Genomic DNA, 19,599 nt, shown 5'->3' with positions numbered 1-19,599 from the left:
GGCAATAAATTTCCTAAAGCTTCCGATGGGGCTGCCGCTACAGAGTGTGAAGCAAATTGAGGGGTGTTCGGAAATCCAATATTTGCGCAACTGCGGGTCCTATGTCCGTTCAAACAGAGGATCCGCCAGATGGTACAGACTGTTCAATCTGTCCATCTGAACGGTGGGACCCTGGCTGCACTGACGCAAGCAGAGCCCGCAGTTTCTTGTTCATCAGGAGAAATTCTTTATGGCTATGTATATCAATACCAACACTTCATCACTGAACGCCCAGCGTAACTTGATGAACACCAACAAATCTCTGGATAGCTCTTATACCCGTCTGGCGTCCGGTCTGCGTATCAACAGCGCCAAGGACGATGCGGCAGGCCTGCAGATCTCCAACCGCTTGACTTCCCAAGTCAATGGCTTGGATCAAGGCAACCGCAACGCCAACGACGGTATCTCCGTCGCTCAGACCGCCGAAGGGGCCATGGATGAAGTGACATCCATGCTGCAGCGGATGCGTACCCTGGCTCAGCAGTCTGCTAATGGTTCCAATAACAAAGATGACAGGGATGCGTTGCAGGCCGAGTACAAGCAACTGACTACAGAAATCAATCGGATCGCAGGCGATACCACTTTTGGCGGTCAGAAGCTGCTGGATGGTAACTATAAGGGTTCCTTCCAAGTAGGGGCTGATGCAGGACAGACGATCTCTTTCAAGATGACCACAGCCTTTACCATGTCCGGTATTGCCAGTGCGACGAAGGGCAAGGCCAGCGTCGCAGCGATTACATCTACAAATTCAACGGGAGCAGATGCATGGGTTGTGACTGTTTCAACAGGAAGTACATCAAAAGTGACATGGGCTGATATTGATGACATATCAGGCTCTACAGGCTCTAGCGCACAGATTGCAATGGCTAATTTGGATTTCATGATCCAGGCAGTCGACAGCAAGCGGGCTGAGCTGGGGGCGGTACAAAACCGCTTTGATTCAACCATCCGCAACCAGTCCAATATCTCTGAAAACCTGAGTGCTGCACGCTCCCGTATTCGTGATGCGGACTTTGCGACTGAAACGGCTAACATGACCAAGCAGAATATTCTGCAGCAGGCTGCGTCCAGCATCTTGGCACAAGCTAACCAACGGCCGCAGTCAGCACTGTCCTTGCTCGGCTAATCGTAGACAGCTTGCTGATTGAGATATGGGAGAGAAGAGATGACAACTGAACTCGGAAATCTGTCATCTGCCAGTGGCGCTTCCGTACAGCTAAGTGACAAGAGCGGCCAAGTGGCCGCTCAATTACTTTCTGGTGCGATGGAAGAGGCCAAGGCTGTACAGCAGGAACGGAGGGGCGCAAATGGACTTGAACATTCAGTGCAACACATTCAGGCTGATATCGAAAAACAGGTACAAAGCTTGCATGAGTTTGCTCAACTTCAAGGCTGGACAGTGAACTTCAGCGTGGAAAAAGAGCTGGAACAGGTGGTGATCAAGGTGATGGATGCTGATACCCAATCGGTGATCCGTCAGATCCCCAGCGAAGAGCTCATCGCTATCAACAAACGGATCCAGGCTCTGCAGCAGGGACAGGCAGGGGCAAACCCAAGGATCGGCTTGCTGTTCGACAGCGAGATCTGAGCGATTCATAACGAATAGGAAAAAGAGAATGGCAACAATTACCTCAGCAGGGGCCGGATCTGGTCTCGATCTGGAAAGCGTGATCACCGCCAGTCTGAACGCCAGAAAGGCACAGCTCCAGCAGCCAATCACCACCAAGAAGACCAATGCCCAGATCACGCTTTCTGGGGTGGGCCAGTTGAAATCTGCAATTGCTTCTTATGTTACCACCCTCAAGGACATGGCGAAGACGGATGCATTCAACAAACGCGCCGTCAATATCACCCAAGACAAAGACAACCCCATCCTCAAGATAGAGAGCAAGGCAGGGGCTTCTAATGGCCAGTACAATATAACTGTCAATAAATTGGCAACTACCAGCAAATTCGAAGGGACTTTTGACAGTTCGACAGCCCCACTGGCGACTGAAGATGGCACTCTCACCTTTACTGCTGGGGACAAGAAATTCAATGTTGAGGTCAAAGCTGGCGATTCCCTTCAGACTATTCGAAAGAAAATCAATAATAACGGTGACAACTTTGGGCTGACGGCCAACATCATCAATACTGCGGATGGCAAGGCCAAGCTTGTGATGGATTCAGGTGTAAGTGGTACCGGCAAGGATCTGCAGATCACGGGTAGTACAGCTGGCATAACCAGCTTTGCTTCTTCACTGACCAAAACTCAGAGTGCCAGCAATGCCGAAATCACGGTAGATGGCAGCCCCCTCAGTAGTGACACGAATACCTTTGATGGCACCATCATAGGATTGAAAGTCACAGTGTTGCGTGAATCAGACAAAGATACTGACGGTAATGTCAAATCCAACAAGGTTGATGTTGCCACCGATAAAGATGGTATCAGAACCATGGTCAAGAGCTTTATCGATGGTTACAACACCTTGGTCAGCAAAGCGGATGTCTTGGGTAAGCGCAATAGTATAGTGGCCGGGCAGAGCCAGGATGATGGTGGAGCACTTGCAGGTGACTCAGTGACTCGAAGTGTAGTCAATCAGATGAGCAGTCTTCTCATCACCCCTTCTGACAACTCGAACGTGTTTGACACTATTTTCCAGCTTGGGGTCAAGATGGATAACAAGGGGGTACTCTCTCTTGACAGTGAGAAGTTTGATGAGGCACTTGATAAAAACTTTGAGCAAGTAGTGGCCATTTTCGGGGGCGAAAACGGAGTGGCTAGCAAGTTGGCGACCTCTCTGGAGGATTATTCCAAGACCGGAGGATTGCTTGCCCAGCGAGAAGATTCTCTCAACTCTGATCTACGGACACTGGCGCAAAAAGAATCCGATGCCTCGGCCCAATTGGTGAAATATGAAGCCAGTCTACGGGCTCGTTATGGTGGTTTGGATACCTTACTTGCCAAAATGAATCAGTCGGCATCCTATCTGAGTCTTATTAATACCTCAGGTTCATCATCCTGAGTTGTATTTTCGCGATCCCGAGTGAGGAGGAGCAACCATGTATCGTAAGAACATCAAAGCCTACACCACCCAAAACCTTCAAGCAGAGATGGCTGTGGCGGATCCCTATCGTGTCATTCAGTTGATGATGCAAGGATGTATCGAGCGTCTCGCTCAATCGAAAGGGGCAATAGAGCGCAGGGATTTTGAAGGCAAGTCGGTTGCCATCTCCAAGTGCATGGCCATTATCAATGGCCTGCAGGATGCGCTGGATCTCTCCTATGGCAAAGTGCCAGAAGATTTGTTTGCTCTTTATGATTATATGAAGCAGCGCTTGTTGGATGCCAGCCGCAATATGGATGTCGTGCCTTTGGACGAAGTAGGCCAACTGATGCTGACAATTAAGAGTGGATGGGACTCCATACCATTAGATGATCGAATGCAGGCATTAAGCCAACAGGCAAGCATATGACACATGCCGAGATTCTGAGAGAGTCAGCAATCAGACTTGAACTAGCCATCACCGAAAACAATTTGGATTTTGCTCATCAGATAATGGATGAGCGACTGATGTTGTTGCAACAGCTTACACTTGAAAATAGCTACTCCATTGAGTTAATTGAAGCAGCAAAAGAGACATTGAATCATAATGAAAAGCTAATGTTGATTGTTTCCCAGAAGAAAGTTGATATACAACGTAGGCTACACGATGTAGTCATTGCGGACAAAGCTACCCAGCTGTATAAAGTGCATTCACGATAGATAGGGCTCCTTCATGAATATGGATAAAGATATACAGAATATTGAAGCTGAAATCATTCGCTTGCAGCGACAGAAAGAACAAGAGCAGGCTATGATTGATATTCTTCCTGTTCGTTTTGATAATAACATGGCTGCATTTCAGAAGTATATTCCCTCTGTTTATGAACAATTCAAGGAATATAATTCTATTCGTCCGTTTCGTTTTTTTTGTAATGAAAATGGCATACCTAATATCTTGTGGCTTGACAATGAAGTTTCTTTTTATGGCGAAAACCCCTACGAATACTCAGAGTCTCAAATAGATCAAGTATTATGTCGTTCTAAGATTGAGAAGTTTGCTTTTAGTGTGGAAAATGATTTATTCAATCAGGCTCACGTTCAGTATCTGAACAAGCTATGTGAGTTGTATGATGAAGCAGAAAATTCACTCGAAAAATTGAGCCGCATTCCAAACCATGTTCCCATGGTGATGATGTTTGGTGTGGGGCTAGGGTATCAATTGTCATATCTTTATGAAAGATGCAGTGTCAAAAATCTCTTTGTTTTTGAACCTGACCTTGACTTGTTTTACGCATCGTTATTTTCATTTGACTGGTACTCTCTGCTTCAACATTTGAATGAAGAAGGATTAAGTCTTCATTTATTCTTAGGGCAAGATGAAGATAGCCTAATGGAGGATTTATTGCCTGTCTTGCATCGACGCGGAGCATTCTGGATATCCAGTTTGTTTGGTTTTTGGCATTATCCTTCAGATAAGATATTTTCATTAACAGAGCGTATAACAAAAGAGTTTTATCTTCTAAAATCAGGATGGGGATTCTTTGATGATAATTTGTTTGCGCTGGCGCATAGTGCAAAGAACATTGAAAACAAAGTTCCTTTTTTATTAAAAGGTAACGATATTTCATTGCTGAGTAATGGGCTCCCTGCTTTGGTTGTGGGTAATGGACCTTCTTTAGATGAAGCTATTCCATTTATTAAAAATAACCAAGGCAAATTTTTCATATTCGCCTGTGGTAGTAGTATCACCGCACTTCATAAAGCAGGTATCAAACCGGATGTACTGCTGGCTGTCGAGAGAACAAAGAGTTCAGCTGATTTTCTTGCGTTGCTTAATGATGATGAATATTTAAAAGATATTTTGTTTCTTAGTGTGGACATTATTCACCCTGAATGCCATAAATATTTTGATCGTATGGCAGTTGGATTCAAGCCCCATGAGCCTATGCACTCACTTTTAATGCGAAATATTGATAAAGTCCATAAATATTCCCATCTAAACGGAGTGAATCCATTTGTTGGTAATACTGGGCTAAGCTATGCTGTAACGTTGGGGTTTAAAGAGATATATCTTTTTGGGATCGACAATGGATATAGGAATATATCTCATCATCATTCAAAATACAGTGCTTACTATGATGATGATGGTCAACCTATAGAAATGTTGACTAAACTAATAGCGCAGAATAGTGGTTGTATAGTCCCTGGAAATTTTGGTGGTGATGTTACGGCAAGTAGACTGTTCTGCCTTTCCATAAAATCAATGGAGTCGCTACTGAGAGCTAATAAAGAAATAGCATGTTTCAACTGCAGCGATGGTGCGGAAATAGAAGGCGCAACACCACTGCGTATCAACAATATAATAATGAAGAATGGTAGGGTTGTCGATAAGCATAAGCTGGCAGATCGTATATATAATGAGTTTTTCTCTGTTTTGGGTATCTCAAGGGAAGAAATTGAATCCTTCATGGCGTTCGAATTTTTTGATGACATAATGGATCGATTCATATCGGATTGGAGTATTACCGGGACCAGTCGTGATGAAATTTCTGAGCTCATGCAAAAGCATTTTGAGTACTTGGTATATATATCAGAAACCCGCCAGCATCACATTCATAGAGTTCTGGTAGGGTCAATAAATTATTTTTTCTCCTTCATAAATACCATCATGTATTCATTTGATGATGAAGATATGGACGAACAGGTGGTTAGGCCTGCTATTGAAATCATGATCGACTTTTTCAAAACAATGAAAGTCACATATCCTGAGGCTCTAAACTTTATTGATGAATCAGATTGTGAAATTGTCCATCTCTATAGAAAAAATGCGGTAGAAAAAAAATCTGATCTTTAACTATATAAAGGCCTGGTTTTATATTTCTATACATATAAAAGGATGTCGAGATATTATATGTTTTTTATTAAAATCAGCTTCCTATATATTTCAAAATGCAGTAGAGGGTAGAGTAATTATATACTACCAGCTTGATGGTAATTCAATATACATGTGATCTCTAGCAAACCTTTTTCATATAGCTCTGTTGACCATGTGACTATCATGCCAACGGTATTCAAGAGTCAGATGTGTTATTAGCCTTAGACGGCATGTATATGGCTTTAAGTTTCAAAGTTCAACTTGCCTGAGAATGAGTCGTTGATAGTACGATGGCCTCACACAGCTGCTCCACCGCATTGAGGGCCCGCGGGGTGAAGCGGTGCAGCTCATCGGGGTTGATGAGGACGAGCCGCTGCTGCTTGACGGCATCCAGCATGGACCACTGACGCCAGTGGGCCAGCACGGCAGGATCCCGGCTGCCGGCCAGGATGAGCGTGGGGTTGGCTTTGATCACCTGCTCCAGCCCGACCTGGGGGTAGGGGGAGCTGGCATCCGCCATGATATTGCGGCCGCCACAGAGCCTGATGGCGTGGCCCGGCCAGGTCGAGTCATTGACGCTGGTCAGCGGTGGATACCAGAGCTGATAGAAGACCGAGACCGGCTTGGGCTTGCCGTAACGCTGTTTCAGCGCATCCAGCCTGGCCAGATAGGCGTCGGCCTGCTGGTCGGCTTTCTGCTGGGTGCCGAGCAGGCGCCCCAGGCTGCGCATCTCTGTAGCCAGGGAGGCAAAGTCGGTGGGCTCCGAGTAGAAGACGGGGATGCCGAGCTTCTCGACGGGGGCCAGCATGCGGGACTGGGCCGAGCGCCAGGCCACCACCAGATCCGGCTTCTGGGCCAGCAGGGCCTCCAGGTTGATGCTGCGGTAGTTGGCGACCCGGGGCAGGGGCGCCACCTCGGGGGGGAAATCGGAGGCATCGTCGGTCGCGACTATGCGATCCCCGGCCCCTATGTCGTACAGCAGCTCGGTCAGGTGGGGGGTGAGGCTGATGATGCGCTGCGGGGTGGCCGCCGCACCGGACAGGGGCCAGCCGAGCAGGCACAGCAACAGGCACAGGGTGCGATGGGGGATAAGGTTAACCATGGCGAAGTGTCATCAGGGTCAGGAGCAGCGAGAGCACCAGCCAACCCCAGCCGATCAGCAGCAGGCGATGGAGCAGGCGCCGGGGCAGGGTGGCATCGGGTTCGGCACCTTCATCAAACACCGGGAGGCGCACTAGCTGGCCCTGGTAGTAGCGGGGGCCCCCGAGGCGGCAGCCCGTGCTCTGTGCCAGCAGGCTGAGCAGGCCGCCCATGGCCGGATAGGGCCAGCGCAGGGCAAGGCGCAGCTTGCCCCCAAGCTGACGCAACCGGGTCAGTGCGAGGGGGAGGGCCAGCAGCAGTATGGCGGGGGCGCAGAGCCCCTGATAGAGCGCACTGGCGGCGCGGCCGAAGTGGACGAACTCCGCCTGTTTCGGGCTCCAGGCCTGATTCATCAGCTGGGCGAGACGCCAGAGCAGGGCCCCTTGCACCCCGGCCAGGGCAAAGCCCAGCAGGGGGCCGGCCCACTGGCCGACCAGGCGCAGCACGCAGGTCTCGCTCACCGCCTTGTTCAATCCCATCACCGACAGGGCGCTCGTCTCTCGCCTGAGCCAGCTCCCGGCCTGCAACCTCGCCACCACCAGCGTCTCCTGGGTTGCCAGGGCGCGGCTCGCCTGGGCGAGCTCCCGCAGGGGGCGTGATTCCAGCATCAGCAGCAGGAACAGCAGGTCGAACAGGGGCTCGGAGAGGGAGAGGTTGCGCACCGCCCAGAGGCCGGCGGCGCAGGGCACCCAGACCACCAGCAGGGCCAGCAGCCCCGCCTGGCGTTGCTGACAGGGGGAACCGTCCGGGCGATACACCTTGTGGCCGAGGCGGGTCAGCAGCGGCACTGTGGTGCCGGGCCTGAAACGGGCGGGCCAGGGCAGCAGGGCCTCCAGCAGGGCGGCACCCACCATGATGGCCGCCGTCGTCGAGGCGAGGGCGGTCATCAGGGCGTCCCAGGGGATGGTGTCGATCACAGCTTGCCGAGCAGCGCCATGATCACCTCGGCGGAGTGTTGACCCGCCACCTCGATGAAGGCATCGAAGGATTCCACCTGCTCCTTGCCGGCGATGTCGGACATGGCGCGCACCACCAGATAGGGCACCTTGAACATGTGGCATACCTGGCCGATGGCGGCCCCTTCCATCTCGACTGCCAGCATCTGCGGGAAGTCGGCGCGGGCTTTGGCGATGGCGTCCGGCTTGCACATGAACTGATCACCGGTGCAGATGAGGCCGACCTTGGTCTGGTGCTTGCCTTGCTCGGCGATGCAGGCCTGGGCCAGGGCGATGAGCTTGTCATCGCAGGGGAAGGCGGCGGGCTGCTGGGCCATCTGGCCCATCTCGTAACCGAAGGCGGTCACGTCCACGTCGTGGAAACGCATCTCGCTGGCGATGACCACGTCTCCGATGTGCAGATCCTGGGCGAAGCCGCCGGCGGAGCCGGTGTTGATGACGCAGTCGGGGGCAAATTTCTCCAGCAGCAGGCTGGTGGCGACGCTGGCGGCAACCTTGCCGATGCCGGAGCGGGTCAGGATCACCTCTTTACCGGCCAGACGGCCCTGATAGAACTCGCAGCCGCCCAGTCGCAGGGTGGTGGGTTCACTCAGCTGGCTGCGCAGCAGGGCAACTTCCTGCTCCATGGCGCCGATAATACCTACTTTCATCATCTACCTCGTCTCTGTGGCCGCTGGGCCGGAAAAGTTGGCGGGGATGATAACAAAACTTGGCGGTGGCGCCGAGCATTCCTGTGGGGCTGCCGTGGCATCTCCTGCGTCAGTGGTAGTGATCGACCAGGGCGGCCAGCTCGCCGCTCGAGGCCAGCTGCTGCAAGGTGTTGGCAAAGAGCGCCAGCCGCTCCGGGGTAGTGCGGCGGTGGAACAGTATGTAGAAGGGGGTCTCTTCCATCACAGTGGGGAGAATGCGGATCCGCTCCCCCAGCCCGTGCTCGCGCAGATCGGATTCAAACCCCGGGGAGCGGTAGTAGACGAAGCGCCCCCGCTTCATCAGCAGCTTGTCGTAGTTGGCCTTGCTGCCGATCCCGCCGCTGTCGATGATGAGGCCGCCGATGGCCTGGAGCCGTGCGATGGCGCCGCTGCCGTGATTGATGAGGATGATCCCCTGCTGACTGAGTGCCCTGACGTCCTCCCAGCGGTGGATCTCGACAGGATCGTCGCTGCGTACCGCCAGGTGGTAGCGCACCGTGAAGATGGCGGGTTGCAGGTAGACGAACTGGCTGCGCCGCTCCGGGCTGTCCCCCACGCCGCAGATGAAATCCAGCTGGCCGTGTCGCACTTTCTTCTCCAGGCGCTTGAGGGGCAGGGTGCTCTGATCTCCCGCGATGCGCAGGGCCGGCTCCCGCGCCTCCATCCGCCGGAACAGATCGACGCAGATCCCCCCTGTCTTCCCTCCCGCCAGGGTCAGGTACTTGGGGGCCGAATCGGCTTGCGCCGCCGTGTGGTAAACCTCGGTGGCAGCGACGGCCCCACTGGCTGGGGCAAGCAGGCAAAGCAGCAGAGCCATCCGGACGATCATCTCATACAGGGTCTCGATAGGGGCGACGCGCACCCATCATCAGCCGGATCAGGAACGCAAGGAACTAGACATTAGGCTATTTATCAGCGTGTTATCAACCCAGGGCCGTATCTTGCGTCATCATCAGAGCGAACCGACCATCAGGCCCGGGGATCACTGGGTGGGAAAAGGCGGCTTGCATCCAGCCCCCGCCTCTCGCGCCCATATCAACCCAGGGCCGTATCCAGCGTCATCATCAGGGCAAATCCCGCCATCAGGCCCGGGGATCACTGGGTGGAAAAAGGCGGCTTGCATCCAGCCCCGGCCTCTCGCGCCCTTATCAACCCAAGGCCGTATCCAGCGTCATCATCAGGGCAAATTTCGCCATCAGGTCCGGGGATCACTGAGTGGGAAAAGACGGCTTGCATCCAGCCCTGGCCTCTCAAGCCCATATCAACCCAAGGCCGTATCCAGCGTCATCATCAAGGCAAAGCCGGCCATCAGGCCCAGGGTGGCATGGGTCTGGTGACCGTTGCGGTGGGTTTCGGGGATCACTTCGTGGGAGACCACGAACAACATGGCGCCGGCCGCGAGCCCGAGACCTATGGGGTAGGCGATGGCCATTCCGCTGGCGAGCCCGACCCCGAGCAGGGCGCCGAGCGGTTCCAGCAGGCCGCTGCCGATGGCCACCAGCACGGCGACCGAGGGACGAAAGCCGGCGGCGGACATGGCGAGCGCCACCGCCAGTCCCTCGGGGATGTCCTGCAGGGCGATGGCGGTGGTGAGCGGCAGCCCCACTGCCATGTCCCCCTGGGAGAAACTGACCCCGATGGCCATGCCTTCCGGCAGGTTGTGCAGGGCGATGGCAAAGACGAACAGCCAGACCCGGGAGCAGCTCTCGTGGCCGGGGCCGCAGGGGCCCGTCTTGTCGTGCTCGTGGGGGGTGAACTGATCCAGCCCCAGCATCAGCAAGACTCCCAGGGTCATGCCGGCCACCACCACGGCGGCGGCGAGAAAACCGTCCCCGGTGATCCCCTCGGCCGCCTCCAGCCCCGGCAGCAGCAGGGAGAAGGCGCTGGCCGCCAGCATCATGCCGGCGGCAAAGCCCAGCATGGCGTCTTCCACCCGCTGGGGGACAGATCGCAGGAACAGGGCGGGCAGGGCGCCGAGCGCCGTGGCGGCAAACCCCGCGACGCCGCCGATGAGGCCATAACGCACCCCGGGGCTGATGTCACCGGCCGCCAGCATGATGAGGCTCTGCAACAGGAGCAGCAGGACGGCGGCCAGGGCGAGCAGCAGTCCCAGGGCGATGAGGGGGCGTTCCTGTATCTGCTCGCGCAGTTGGACTGACCAAGGGGGGCTGAGGGTCGATGCGTTATCCATGGGGCCTCGGGGGACTGTGGTTGGGAGAGACGAGAGGGCCATTACATAACCTGGCCTCCCGTTTGTCCATGATGGCGGGGCGATTGGGGCAATCGGCTCAAGTTTGTGGTCATCCGGTCGCTCTTGTATCCCGGGCCCATGCCAAACGACATGGCCCTGTGCAACACGAGAGGGATGAGCGAGGGCGGCAGCTGTGATAGGGTGCGCGCCTGCGAACGCGCTTCCCCGCTCGTTCGCGTTGTTTCATTTTCCCGTCAGGAGTCTCGGGTCACCGCTTACACGGATGTGATCGCCACTGTGCACCTGCTTATCAGCAGTCGAGGATCACCAGCCAACATGTCTTACAAGAACCTCTCCATCGGCAAGAAGATTGCCGTGGTCTTTGCGGTAATCGCCGCCATCAACGTGATATTCGGTCTTTTTCTCGCCAGCGAGCTGCGCGGAGTTCGGGATCGGGTGCTGAATTTCACCGACTCCACCCTGCCGAGCGTGATCTCGGTGGAGAACCTGCTCTACGACGTCTCCTATGTGCGCCGCGCCCAGTTTGCCCTGCTGATGATCGAGGACACCGCCGATCAGCAGGCCCGTCGCGGCCGCATCCAGGAGAGCGTGGCCAAGGTGGAGCGCGCCCTGAGTGCCTATGAGGCCACCGTCGGGGCCGAGCATGAGCGCCAGGTGTTCAACCGGGCCAAGCAGCAGTGGCTGCACTACCTGAGCGCGGTCAACCGGGTCGACAGCCTGCTGGTGCAGGGGCTCAAGGAGCAGGCCAGGGACGCGCTGTTCCAATCAAACGGTAGCTACACCGAGCTGGAGCAGGGGGTCAACGCCCTGGTGGAGGTGAACCTCGGCTTCGTCAAGGAGAACCGTGGCAGCCTGCTTGGCAGCGTCAACATGGTGACGACCTTCGCCACTCTGAGCATCGGCGCCCTGCTGCTGTTCATGGGGGTGATGACCTGGTTCCTCACGCGCCAGATCTGCCTGCCGCTGCAGGCCGTGGTCGCCCAGGCCAACGCCATAGCGCAGGGGAACTTGACCCACAGGCTGGATCGCCAGCACATAGGGCAGGATGAGCTGGGCATGCTGGCCAGTGCCTCTCTCAAGATGCAGGACAACCTGCGCGGTCTCATCGAGGAGGTGGTCGCCGCCGTGACCCAGCTGGGGGCCGCCATCGAGGAGGTGAGCGCCGTCTCCGAGCAGTCGGCCCAGGGGATCCAGAGCCAGCAGCAGGAGATCTCCCTGGTGGCAACCGCCATGGCCCAGATGAAGGCGACGGTGGCCGATGTGGCGGGCAACACCGAGGTCGCCTCGGAATCCGCCAGTTCGGCCAATGCCCTGGCCCGTCGCGGCAATCAGGATGTGCAGGGCGCCCTGGTGGCCATCACCCGGGTTGCCGAGGAGATGGAGCAGGCGGGCACTCTGGTGGCGGAGCTGGAGCGCGAATCGGCCCAGATCAACCTGGTGGTGGACGTCATTCGCGGCATCGCCGATCAGACCAACCTGCTGGCGCTCAATGCCGCCATAGAGGCGGCCCGCGCCGGCGAGCAGGGCCGCGGCTTTGCGGTGGTGGCCGATGAGGTGCGCACCCTGGCGGGCCGCACTCAGGCCTCGACCGGCGAGATAGTCGCCATCATCGAAACCCTGCAGGCCCGCGCCAACCAGGCGAAGGCAGTGACCAGCCAGAGCTGCGAGATGATCCGCCAGTGCGTGAGCCAGAGCGAGCAGACCAGCTCGGGGATCCAGCAGATCGAGGAGGCGGTCGGCCAGATTGCCGACATGGCGATCCAGATCGCCAGCGCCTGCGGTGAGCAGGATGCGGTCTCCGACGAGCTCGGCCGCAACGTGGAGCGGATCAACGAGTCCTCCAACGAGGTGGCGACCGGCGCCGATCACACCGCCCGTGCCTGTCTGGAGCTGAGCCAGCTGGCGGCGAGCCTGCGCCAGACCATAGGCCGTTTCCGCCTCGCCTGATGGTGGACGGCTGGCAGAGTACCAACAAAAACGGGGCCCCAGGGCCCCGTTTGCTATGTCACCACCAGGGTGTCGGTCTGGCTCAGACGCCGAGGCCGGTCCCTGTGTCTTTCTTGGCGATCAGCTCAATCTTGTAACCGTCCGGGTCTTCCACGAAGGCGATGACGGTGGTGCCCCCCTTGACCGGGCCCGGCTCGCGGGTGATCTTGGCGCCGGCGGCGCGCAGGGCGTCGCAGGTGCCATAGATGTCGTCCGCTTCCAGGGCGATGTGGCCGTAGGCAGAGCCCAGCTCGTACTCGCTCACGCCCCAGTTGTAGGTGAGCTCGATGACGGCCTCGTCCTTTTCGTCACCGTAGCCGACGAAGGCCAGGGTGTACTTGTATTCGCTGTTCTCGCTCTTGCGCAGCAGTGTCATGCCCAGCACGCGGGTGTAGAAGTCGATGGAGCGTTGCAGGTCGCCGACGCGCAGCATGGTATGCAGAATTCTCATTGCTCAATTCTCCGGGTTGGTGATTGGTACTGCTTTCAATCTAGGTCGTGAGGCCAACGGCTGGATATCAGGGGTCGCCGTCAGCTCTCCGGGTAGACCTTTTCTTTGTACTCGCACAGGTCTTCGATGATACAGGAGCCGCAGCGTGGTTTGCGCGCCAGGCAGGTGTAGCGCCCGTGCAGGATGAGCCAGTGGTGCACATCCAGCTTGAACTCGGCGGGCACCACTTTCAGCAGCTTCTCCTCCACCTGATCCACGTTCTTGCCCACCGCGAAACCGGTGCGATTCGACACCCGGAAGATATGGGTGTCGACCGCTATGGTGGGCCAGCCAAATGCCGTGTTGAGCACCACGTTGGCGGTCTTGCGACCGACCCCGGGCAGGGCTTCCAGTGCCTCGCGGTTCTCCGGCACCTCGCCGCCGTGGCGCTCCAGCAAGATGGCGCAGGTCTTGATGACGTTCTCGGCCTTGGTGTTGAACAGGCCTATGGTCTTGATGTACTCCTTCACGCCGTCCACCCCGAGAGCCAGCATGGCGGCTGGGGTATTGGCCACCGGATAGAGCTTGTCGGTGGCCTTGTTGACGCTGACATCGGTCGCCTGGGCCGACAGCAGCACGGCGATCAGCAGCTCGAACGGCGTGGTGAAGTTGAGCTCAGTGGTGGGGTGCGGGTTGTTCTCCCGCAACCGCTCCAGTATCTCTCTGCGTTTTTGGTTATTCATCGAGTCTCATGTCTGTCTTGGTGCCAGCCCTCAGAGCTGGGTGGCGCGGGCACCGGCTGCGGGCAGGCTGCAGTGCGCCTTGTCGGCACGCTGTTTGCGGCCCATCCAGTCGTTGATGGCATTCTTGCCGGCGATGAGCAGGCCCAGGCCGATGAAGCCCCCCGGCGGCAAAATGGCCAGCAGCAGGCTGGCATCGGCATGGAACAGCTCGATGCGCAGGGACTTGGCCCAGTCCCCCAGCAGCAGATCGGCGCCGTCGAACAGGGTGCCCATGCCGATGATCTCCCTAAGCCCCCCCAGCACCAGCAGCACCAGGGTGAAGCCCAGCCCCATCATGAAGCCGTCGATGGCCGCCAGCAGGGGCGGGTTCTTGGAGGCATAGGCCTCGGCCCGGCCTATGATGACGCAGTTGGTGACGATGAGGGCGATGAAGATGCCGAGCGCCTGATAGAGGCCATAGGTGTAGGCGTTCATCAACAGCTGCACGCTGGTCACCAGGGCCGCGATGATCATCACGTAGACCGGGATGCGAATGTCCTTGGGCACCCAGTTGCGCACCAGGGAGATGGCCAGATTGGAGCTTATCAGCACCACCATGGTCGCAAGACCCAGCCCCAGGGCATTGGTGAAGGTGGAGGAGACCGCCAGGGTCGGGCAGAGCCCCAGCACCTGCACCAGGGAGGGGTTGTTCTTCCACAGCCCCTGGAGCATCAGCTCCTTGAGCTCTTCGCGGCGGCTGTTGCCTTCCTCGGCCGGGCTCTGGCCGTCAATCACATCAACTTGTTCCATTGCGTGTTCCGTTGTATGTGCCATAGGGGGCTCCGGTGTTAGGGGGTGGCGTCACAGGAGGGGGCCTCTTGCAGCAGCTCGGGGTGCTCCTGTTGCAGCAGCAGCAGGTTTTTCACCGCCTTGACCACGGCGCGGGGGGTGATGGTGGCGCCGGTGAAGGCGTCGAATTCGCCGCCATCCTTCTTCACCGCCCAGCTGGCCGCGTTCTCCCTGGTGAGGAACTTGCCGACGAAACTCTCTATCCAGCTCGATTTTTTCAGCTCTATCTTGTCCCCAAGACCCGGGGTTTCCTTGTGGGCCAGCACCCGCACCGCGCTGATGGCCCCCTTGGCATCGGTGCCGACCACCATGCGAATGGCACCACTGTAGCCGTCGGGGGCCACGGTTTCCAGCGCATAGCCGGTGTGCACCCCCTTGAGGGTCGCGGTATAGAGCGGCATGGGCTGATCGCTGCCCAGGTACTCGCGGCTGGTGACAAGCCGGCAGCTGGCCACCAGATCGTTGTCATAGCTCCCCGCCGGCAGCAAGGCTTCCAGGGTGCGCAGCTTCTCCAGCTGTTGCTGGTGGGCGATGCGATCCCGGGTCAGTTCGTTGGTCAGCACCACCATGGCGGTGCAGGCCAGGGCGAACAGGGCCAGGGTGACGCCGTTTTTGCGCATGCTCTTTAACATGTAGTGGCTCCGGTTCCGCGGGTATGAGAAGTCAAAGATGAAGTCATTTGCGGCGATCCCCATAGACCTTGGGGCGAGTCAGACTGTCTATCAGCGGCACGCAGAGGTTGGCCAGCAACACGGCAAAGGCGAAGGCGTCCGGGTAGCCGCCGAAGCGGCGGATGAGGTAGACCAGCACGCCGATCAGCACGCCGTAGATGAGGCGACCCCTGGCCGTGGTGCTCGCGCTCACCGGGTCGGTGGCGATGAAGAAGGCCCCCAGCATGGTGGCGCCGCTGAACAGGTGCAGCATGGGGGTGGCGGTGGCGTCCGGCGTGGCCAGATAGCCCAGGGTGGCCGAGAGCAGCAGGGCCCCCAGCACGGCGGTGGGAATGCGCCAGTTGATCACTTTTTGCTGCAACAGGAAGAGGCCACCCAGCAGGTAGCACAGGTTGACCCAGCTCCAGCCAATCCCGCCCCAGCCCTCGAACACCGCATGAGTCATCACCTCGCTGGCGGTGAGCCCCTGGGTCAGGCCCGTCTTCAGGGTGTCGAGGGGGGTGGCCATGGTCAGGCCATCCACCCCCTGCTTGAGCTGCGCCAGGCTGTAGCCGTCCAGGCTGAAGCCGGTGAAGATCACCGAGACGGCGTCCCCAAAGTCGACCCCGTAGGCGGCGATGCTGGAGGGGGGCAGCCAGCTGGTCATCTGGACCGGGAAGGAGACCAGCAGCAGCACATAGGCCACCATGGCCGGGTTGAACAGGTTCTGACCGAGCCCGCCATAGAGGTGCTTGGCGATGATGATGGCAAAGGCGGTGCCGAGTACCAGCATCCACCAGGGCAGCAAGGGGGGCAGGGAGAGGCCGATCAGCACGGCGGTGAGAGCCGCGCTGCCGTCCAGCAGGGCCGGTTTGACGGGGCGGCCACGCAGGCGCAGGACCAGGGCCTCGCAGCCCAGCGCCGTCACCAGGGCCAGCAGGGTCTGGATCAGGGTTCCCCAGCCGAAGAACCAGGTCTGGGCCAGGAAGCCGGGCAGACAGGCCAGGATCACCAGCAGCATCAGGGTCTGGGTCTGTTTGCGGTTATGGGCGAAGGGCGCACTCGCGAGATTGAACATGGATCAGTGGCTCTTGTCGGTCGAAGGGGAAGAGGTGTTCGCCGCGGCGTCGGCCGCCAGCTTCTTGGCCTTGGCGCGTGCTATGGCGGCGGCGATGGCTGCCTTCTTGGGATCGATCTCGGCAGCGGGCTCAGCCACCGGCTCGCTCGGGGCGTCACTTGAGGAGACTGAGGCGTCGGATACGACCTCGTCACTGGCAGTCTGGGCCGCTTTCTTGGCCTTGGCACGTGCTATGGCGGCGGCGATGGCTGCCTTCTTGGGATCGACCTCGGCAGCGGGTTCAGCCACCGGCTCGCTCGCGGCCTCGCTTGAGGAGACTGAGGCGTCGGATACGACCTCGTCACCGGCGGCCTGGGCCGCCTTCTTGGCCTTGGCGCGTGCGATGGCGGCGGCGATGGCCGCCTTCTTGGGATCGACCTCGGGGGCAGGCTCAGTCACCGGCTCGCTCGGGGCGGCGGGTGAGTCGGTTGTGACCTCGTCACCGGCGGCTTGGGCAGCCTTCTTTGCCTTGGCGCGAGCCAGGGCGACGGCGATGGCTGCCTTCTTGGGATCGATCTCGGCAGCGGGCTCAGCCACCGGCTCGCCCGGAGCGGCTGCTGTGTTGCTGGCCTCGTCACCGGCAGCCTGGGCGGCCTTCTTGGCCTTGGCGCGGGCCAGGGCGGCGGCAATGGCAGCCTTCTTGGGATCGGTCTCGGTAACGACAGCAGTGCCGGCATCATCAGACTCAGCGGTCTCGACCGCCTTGGCGGCGCGGCGCGCCAGCGCCTCCTGCTTGCGCGCCTCGCGGGCGGCCATCATGGCGGCGTTGTCCGGCAGGGTTTCTGCGCTGGCGGCCTCCTGCTTGGCCTTGAGGCGGGCCAGGGCGGCGGCGACGGGATCATCCCCCCCTGCCGCGGCCATGGCCTGGCGACGCTGGGCTGCGGCCTCGGCGTGGCGAGCCTCCCGCGCGGCCTTGTCCCGCTCGAAGCGGGCTTGCTTGGCCTCGAAACGCTGCTTGGCGCGCTCCGCCTTCTCGGCCTCGGCACGGACTTCGCGGATGTCATCCTTGGCAATCTTGTAGTACTGCACCAGGGGGATCTCGCTCGGGCAGACCCAGGCGCAGGCCCCGCACTCTATGCAGTCAAAGAGGTTGAGCTTCTCGGCCTTGTCATACTCCTTGACCCGGCTGTACCAGTAGAGCTCTTGGGGCAGCAGGTTGGCGGGGCAGGCGTCGGCACAGGCGCTGCAACGGATGCAGGCCTGTTCGGGGCCGGGGGGCGGCAGCTCGGCGCGGGTGGGGGAGAGCAGGCAGTTGGTGGCCTTGACCACGGGCACCATGGCATGGGGCAGGGTGAAGCCCATCATGGGGCCCCCCATGATAACCCGCTGATCCGCCTCCGGTTGCAGCTCGAAGCGTTGCAGCAGCCAGCGAACCGGCGTGCCGAGGCGCACCCAGGCATTGCCCGGCTGCTTGAAGGCATCCCCGGTGAGTGTGACGATGCGCGAGATGAGCGGCTCGCCGTCTATGATGGCGCGCTTGATGGCAAAGACGGTGGCGACGTTGAGCACCATGATGCCCATGTCGACCGCCCGGCCCCCCTTGGGTACCTGGCGTCCGGTGAGCAGCTCTATGGTCTGCTTGGCGCCGCCGGAGGGGTACTTGGTCGGCACCGACTTGACCAGCACATCCGGGTCTGTGGCATGGCGGGTCAGGGCGTCGATGGCCGCAGGCTTGTTATCTTCCACTCCGATCAGGGTGAGTTTCGGCTTGAGCAGGTGCTTGAGCACCCGTATGCCGTCCATGATCTCGTCAGCATACTCCTGCATCAGGCGATCATCTGTGGTGATGTAGGGTTCGCACTCCAGGCCGTTGACGATCAGGATCTCGGTGAGCTGGCCGCGGCCATCGAGCTTGCTGTGAGTCGGGAAGACGGCGCCGCCGAGCCCCGCGACCCCCGCCTGCTGGATGCGCTCGAGCAGTTCGCCCCGATCCAGATTCCAGTAGTCGGGTTGGGGGTTGCGCGTCCCCCAGGCATCTTCCCCGTCCGGGGTCAGGATGACGCAGAGATCGTCAAGGCCCGAGGGGTGCGCCACCGTGTGTTGTTCGATGGCGGTGACAGTGCCCGAGGTGGAGGCGTGCACCGGCACTATGCGCCCCTTGTCGTGACGGGTCAGGGGCTGGCCCTTCTTGACCCTGTCGCCCACCCGTACCAGCAGTTCGCCGGCCGGGCCCGCGTGCTGGCGCACCGGTATGATGAGCTGGGGGGGCAGACCCGCGTCCACGACGGGGGTCAGGCTGGACTGGTGCTTGTTCTCGGGAGGATGAATGCCACCGTGAAAATCCCAGAGGGTGCCGGCTTTGATGCGTTCTAGCAGATGCTGCATGGTTACTCCGCTGTTTATTCCACTATCTTGACCGGAATGGCGACCTTGGCCAGATCCCATTTCCAGTTGTCGACCGTGGTCGGCACCGGGATCATCTCGATACAGTCGGTCGGGCAGGGGTCGACGCAGAGATCGCACCCCGTGCACTCGGCCGCGATGACGGTGTGCATCGCCTTGGTGGCGCCCAGGATGGCATCGACCGGGCAGGCCTGGATGCACTTGGTGCAACCTATGCACATGTCCTCGTGAATGAAGGCGACCTTCTTGACGGGGGCGGCGGCTTCGTCGCCACCGTCCAGCGGCTGGGGCTCGACCCCCATCAGATCCGCTATCTTGCGCATGGTGGCGTCGCCACCGGGCACGCACTTGTTGATCTGATCACCGTTGGCCAGCGCCTCGGCGTAGGGCTTGCAGCCCGGGTAGCCGCACTGGCCGCACTGGGTCTGGGGCAGCAGGGCATCGAGCTGGTCGACTATGGGGTCGGCCTGCACATGAAACTTGACGGCGGCATAGCCCAGAATGATGCCGAAGGAGAGGGCCAGCAGGGCCAGCACCAGAATGGCAAAGAGTATGTGAGTCATAG

At 58.8% G+C, this 19,599-nt stretch carries 19 protein-coding genes; 7 read left to right on the top strand and 12 right to left on the bottom strand.

What is annotated here, in order from left to right:
* Positions 1 to 229 precede the first annotated feature (229 nt).
* Genes flaB through ACFWHB_RS13740 form a run of 6 tightly spaced genes read left to right on the top strand, consistent with a single transcriptional unit; the run spans position 230 to position 5,919 of the window.
* The gene (gene flaB / locus ACFWHB_RS13765) at positions 230 to 1,165 is read left to right on the top strand and encodes a flagellin B (RefSeq protein WP_395948667.1); all 936 of its coding nucleotides are present in this window, start codon (positions 230 to 232) and stop codon (positions 1,163 to 1,165) included.
* Between the two features lie 39 nt (positions 1,166 to 1,204).
* Positions 1,205 to 1,627 (top strand): flagellar protein FlaG, encoded by a 423-nt coding sequence (locus ACFWHB_RS13760; protein ID WP_395948666.1) that lies wholly within the window; start codon positions 1,205 to 1,207, stop codon positions 1,625 to 1,627.
* A gap of 28 nt (positions 1,628 to 1,655) precedes the next feature.
* The gene (gene fliD / locus ACFWHB_RS13755) at positions 1,656 to 3,044 is read left to right on the top strand and encodes a flagellar filament capping protein FliD (RefSeq protein WP_395948665.1); all 1,389 of its coding nucleotides are present in this window, start codon (positions 1,656 to 1,658) and stop codon (positions 3,042 to 3,044) included.
* A 37-nt stretch (positions 3,045 to 3,081) separates the two neighbouring features.
* A complete protein-coding gene (gene fliS / locus ACFWHB_RS13750) occupies positions 3,082 to 3,495 on the top strand; it encodes a flagellar export chaperone FliS (protein WP_395948664.1) in 414 nt (137 codons plus the stop codon).
* Complete coding sequence (locus ACFWHB_RS13745) at positions 3,492 to 3,785, top strand: hypothetical protein (protein WP_317841089.1); 294 nt, start codon at positions 3,492 to 3,494, stop codon at positions 3,783 to 3,785. Before fliS ends, ACFWHB_RS13745 begins: the two co-directional genes overlap by 4 nt.
* A 13-nt stretch (positions 3,786 to 3,798) precedes the next feature.
* Positions 3,799 to 5,919 carry a motility associated factor glycosyltransferase family protein gene (locus ACFWHB_RS13740; RefSeq protein WP_395948663.1) on the top strand — a complete coding sequence of 707 codons (2,121 nt, stop codon included), beginning with the start codon at positions 3,799 to 3,801 and terminating at the stop codon, positions 5,917 to 5,919.
* A 277-nt stretch (positions 5,920 to 6,196) separates the two neighbouring features.
* On the opposite strand, the gene ACFWHB_RS13735 is transcribed toward ACFWHB_RS13740, so the two are convergent.
* The 5 genes from ACFWHB_RS13735 to ACFWHB_RS13715 form a co-directional block, all read right to left on the bottom strand.
* On the bottom strand, positions 6,197 to 7,042 hold the full coding sequence (locus ACFWHB_RS13735; protein WP_395948662.1) for a cobalamin-binding protein: 846 nt from the start codon (positions 7,040 to 7,042) through the stop codon (positions 6,197 to 6,199).
* Positions 7,035 to 7,967 (bottom strand): cobalamin biosynthesis protein CobD/CbiB, encoded by a 933-nt coding sequence (locus ACFWHB_RS13730; RefSeq protein WP_395950207.1) that lies wholly within the window; start codon positions 7,965 to 7,967, stop codon positions 7,035 to 7,037. Before ACFWHB_RS13730 ends, ACFWHB_RS13735 begins: the two co-directional genes overlap by 8 nt.
* A gap of 26 nt (positions 7,968 to 7,993) precedes the next feature.
* Positions 7,994 to 8,686, bottom strand: a complete 693-nt coding sequence (gene mtnN, locus ACFWHB_RS13725; protein ID WP_395948661.1) for a 5'-methylthioadenosine/S-adenosylhomocysteine nucleosidase — start codon at positions 8,684 to 8,686, stop codon at positions 7,994 to 7,996.
* 109 nt (positions 8,687 to 8,795) lie between these two features.
* Positions 8,796 to 9,554, bottom strand: a complete 759-nt coding sequence (locus ACFWHB_RS13720) for a substrate-binding periplasmic protein (protein ID WP_395950206.1) — start codon at positions 9,552 to 9,554, stop codon at positions 8,796 to 8,798.
* Positions 9,555 to 9,986: 432 nt separating this feature from the next.
* Positions 9,987 to 10,916 carry a ZIP family metal transporter gene (locus tag ACFWHB_RS13715; protein ID WP_106887213.1) on the bottom strand — a complete coding sequence of 310 codons (930 nt, stop codon included), beginning with the start codon at positions 10,914 to 10,916 and terminating at the stop codon, positions 9,987 to 9,989.
* 336 nt (positions 10,917 to 11,252) lie between these two features.
* Here ACFWHB_RS13715 and ACFWHB_RS13710 point away from each other — a divergent pair, with 336 nt between their 5' ends.
* Entirely contained in the window at positions 11,253 to 12,884 is a 1,632-nt protein-coding gene (locus tag ACFWHB_RS13710) for a methyl-accepting chemotaxis protein (RefSeq protein ID WP_395948660.1), read from the top strand.
* Between the two features lie 82 nt (positions 12,885 to 12,966).
* On the opposite strand, the gene gloA is transcribed toward ACFWHB_RS13710, so the two are convergent.
* From gloA to rsxB, 7 genes are all read right to left on the bottom strand, one after another.
* Complete coding sequence (gloA, locus tag ACFWHB_RS13705) at positions 12,967 to 13,374, bottom strand: lactoylglutathione lyase (protein ID WP_025326535.1); 408 nt, start codon at positions 13,372 to 13,374, stop codon at positions 12,967 to 12,969.
* Positions 13,375 to 13,454: 80 nt separating this feature from the next.
* Positions 13,455 to 14,096 carry an endonuclease III gene (nth, locus tag ACFWHB_RS13700; RefSeq protein WP_043129311.1) on the bottom strand — a complete coding sequence of 214 codons (642 nt, stop codon included), beginning with the start codon at positions 14,094 to 14,096 and terminating at the stop codon, positions 13,455 to 13,457.
* 30 nt (positions 14,097 to 14,126) lie between these two features.
* The gene (locus ACFWHB_RS13695; protein ID WP_025326537.1) at positions 14,127 to 14,885 is read right to left on the bottom strand and encodes an electron transport complex subunit E; all 759 of its coding nucleotides are present in this window, start codon (positions 14,883 to 14,885) and stop codon (positions 14,127 to 14,129) included.
* A 38-nt stretch (positions 14,886 to 14,923) separates the two neighbouring features.
* Positions 14,924 to 15,556, bottom strand: a complete 633-nt coding sequence (gene rsxG / locus ACFWHB_RS13690; RefSeq protein ID WP_168234758.1) for an electron transport complex subunit RsxG — start codon at positions 15,554 to 15,556, stop codon at positions 14,924 to 14,926.
* Positions 15,557 to 15,599: 43 nt separating this feature from the next.
* Complete coding sequence (gene rsxD, locus ACFWHB_RS13685; RefSeq protein ID WP_139744532.1) at positions 15,600 to 16,652, bottom strand: electron transport complex subunit RsxD; 1,053 nt, start codon at positions 16,650 to 16,652, stop codon at positions 15,600 to 15,602.
* A 3-nt stretch (positions 16,653 to 16,655) separates the two neighbouring features.
* The gene (rsxC, locus tag ACFWHB_RS13680) at positions 16,656 to 19,016 is read right to left on the bottom strand and encodes an electron transport complex subunit RsxC (protein WP_395948659.1); all 2,361 of its coding nucleotides are present in this window, start codon (positions 19,014 to 19,016) and stop codon (positions 16,656 to 16,658) included.
* A 14-nt stretch (positions 19,017 to 19,030) separates the two neighbouring features.
* Positions 19,031 to 19,597: an electron transport complex subunit RsxB gene (gene rsxB, locus ACFWHB_RS13675; RefSeq protein ID WP_139744889.1), complete on the bottom strand. Its 567-nt coding sequence runs from the start codon at positions 19,595 to 19,597 to the stop codon at positions 19,031 to 19,033.
* Positions 19,598 to 19,599: the final 2 nt, after the last annotated feature.

This window comes from Aeromonas mytilicola subsp. aquatica (genome assembly GCF_044336385.1).
GTDB classification, from domain to species: Bacteria; Pseudomonadota; Gammaproteobacteria; order Enterobacterales; family Aeromonadaceae; genus Aeromonas; species Aeromonas rivipollensis.
The sequence above is the reverse complement of the archived record's forward strand: the minus strand, read 5'-3'. Positions and strand labels throughout refer to the sequence as shown.

Coding starts and splice junctions, on each gene's coding strand:
- flaB (WP_395948667.1), top strand. CDS start 230: ATGGCTATGTATATCAATACCAACACTTCATCACTGAACGCCCAGCGT.
- ACFWHB_RS13760 (WP_395948666.1), top strand. CDS start 1,205: ATGACAACTGAACTCGGAAATCTGTCATCTGCCAGTGGCGCTTCCGTA.
- fliD (WP_395948665.1), top strand. CDS start 1,656: ATGGCAACAATTACCTCAGCAGGGGCCGGATCTGGTCTCGATCTGGAA.
- fliS (WP_395948664.1), top strand. CDS start 3,082: ATGTATCGTAAGAACATCAAAGCCTACACCACCCAAAACCTTCAAGCA.
- ACFWHB_RS13745 (WP_317841089.1), top strand. CDS start 3,492: ATGACACATGCCGAGATTCTGAGAGAGTCAGCAATCAGACTTGAACTA.
- ACFWHB_RS13740 (WP_395948663.1), top strand. CDS start 3,799: ATGAATATGGATAAAGATATACAGAATATTGAAGCTGAAATCATTCGC.
- ACFWHB_RS13735 (WP_395948662.1), bottom strand. CDS start 7,042: ATGGTTAACCTTATCCCCCATCGCACCCTGTGCCTGTTGCTGTGCCTG.
- ACFWHB_RS13730 (WP_395950207.1), bottom strand. CDS start 7,967: ATGACCGCCCTCGCCTCGACGACGGCGGCCATCATGGTGGGTGCCGCC.
- mtnN (WP_395948661.1), bottom strand. CDS start 8,686: ATGAAAGTAGGTATTATCGGCGCCATGGAGCAGGAAGTTGCCCTGCTG.
- ACFWHB_RS13720 (WP_395950206.1), bottom strand. CDS start 9,554: ATGATCGTCCGGATGGCTCTGCTGCTTTGCCTGCTTGCCCCAGCCAGT.
- ACFWHB_RS13715 (WP_106887213.1), bottom strand. CDS start 10,916: ATGGATAACGCATCGACCCTCAGCCCCCCTTGGTCAGTCCAACTGCGC.
- ACFWHB_RS13710 (WP_395948660.1), top strand. CDS start 11,253: ATGTCTTACAAGAACCTCTCCATCGGCAAGAAGATTGCCGTGGTCTTT.
- gloA (WP_025326535.1), bottom strand. CDS start 13,374: ATGAGAATTCTGCATACCATGCTGCGCGTCGGCGACCTGCAACGCTCC.
- nth (WP_043129311.1), bottom strand. CDS start 14,096: ATGAATAACCAAAAACGCAGAGAGATACTGGAGCGGTTGCGGGAGAAC.
- ACFWHB_RS13695 (WP_025326537.1), bottom strand. CDS start 14,885: ATGGAACAAGTTGATGTGATTGACGGCCAGAGCCCGGCCGAGGAAGGC.
- rsxG (WP_168234758.1), bottom strand. CDS start 15,556: ATGTTAAAGAGCATGCGCAAAAACGGCGTCACCCTGGCCCTGTTCGCC.
- rsxD (WP_139744532.1), bottom strand. CDS start 16,652: ATGTTCAATCTCGCGAGTGCGCCCTTCGCCCATAACCGCAAACAGACC.
- rsxC (WP_395948659.1), bottom strand. CDS start 19,016: ATGCAGCATCTGCTAGAACGCATCAAAGCCGGCACCCTCTGGGATTTT.
- rsxB (WP_139744889.1), bottom strand. CDS start 19,597: ATGACTCACATACTCTTTGCCATTCTGGTGCTGGCCCTGCTGGCCCTC.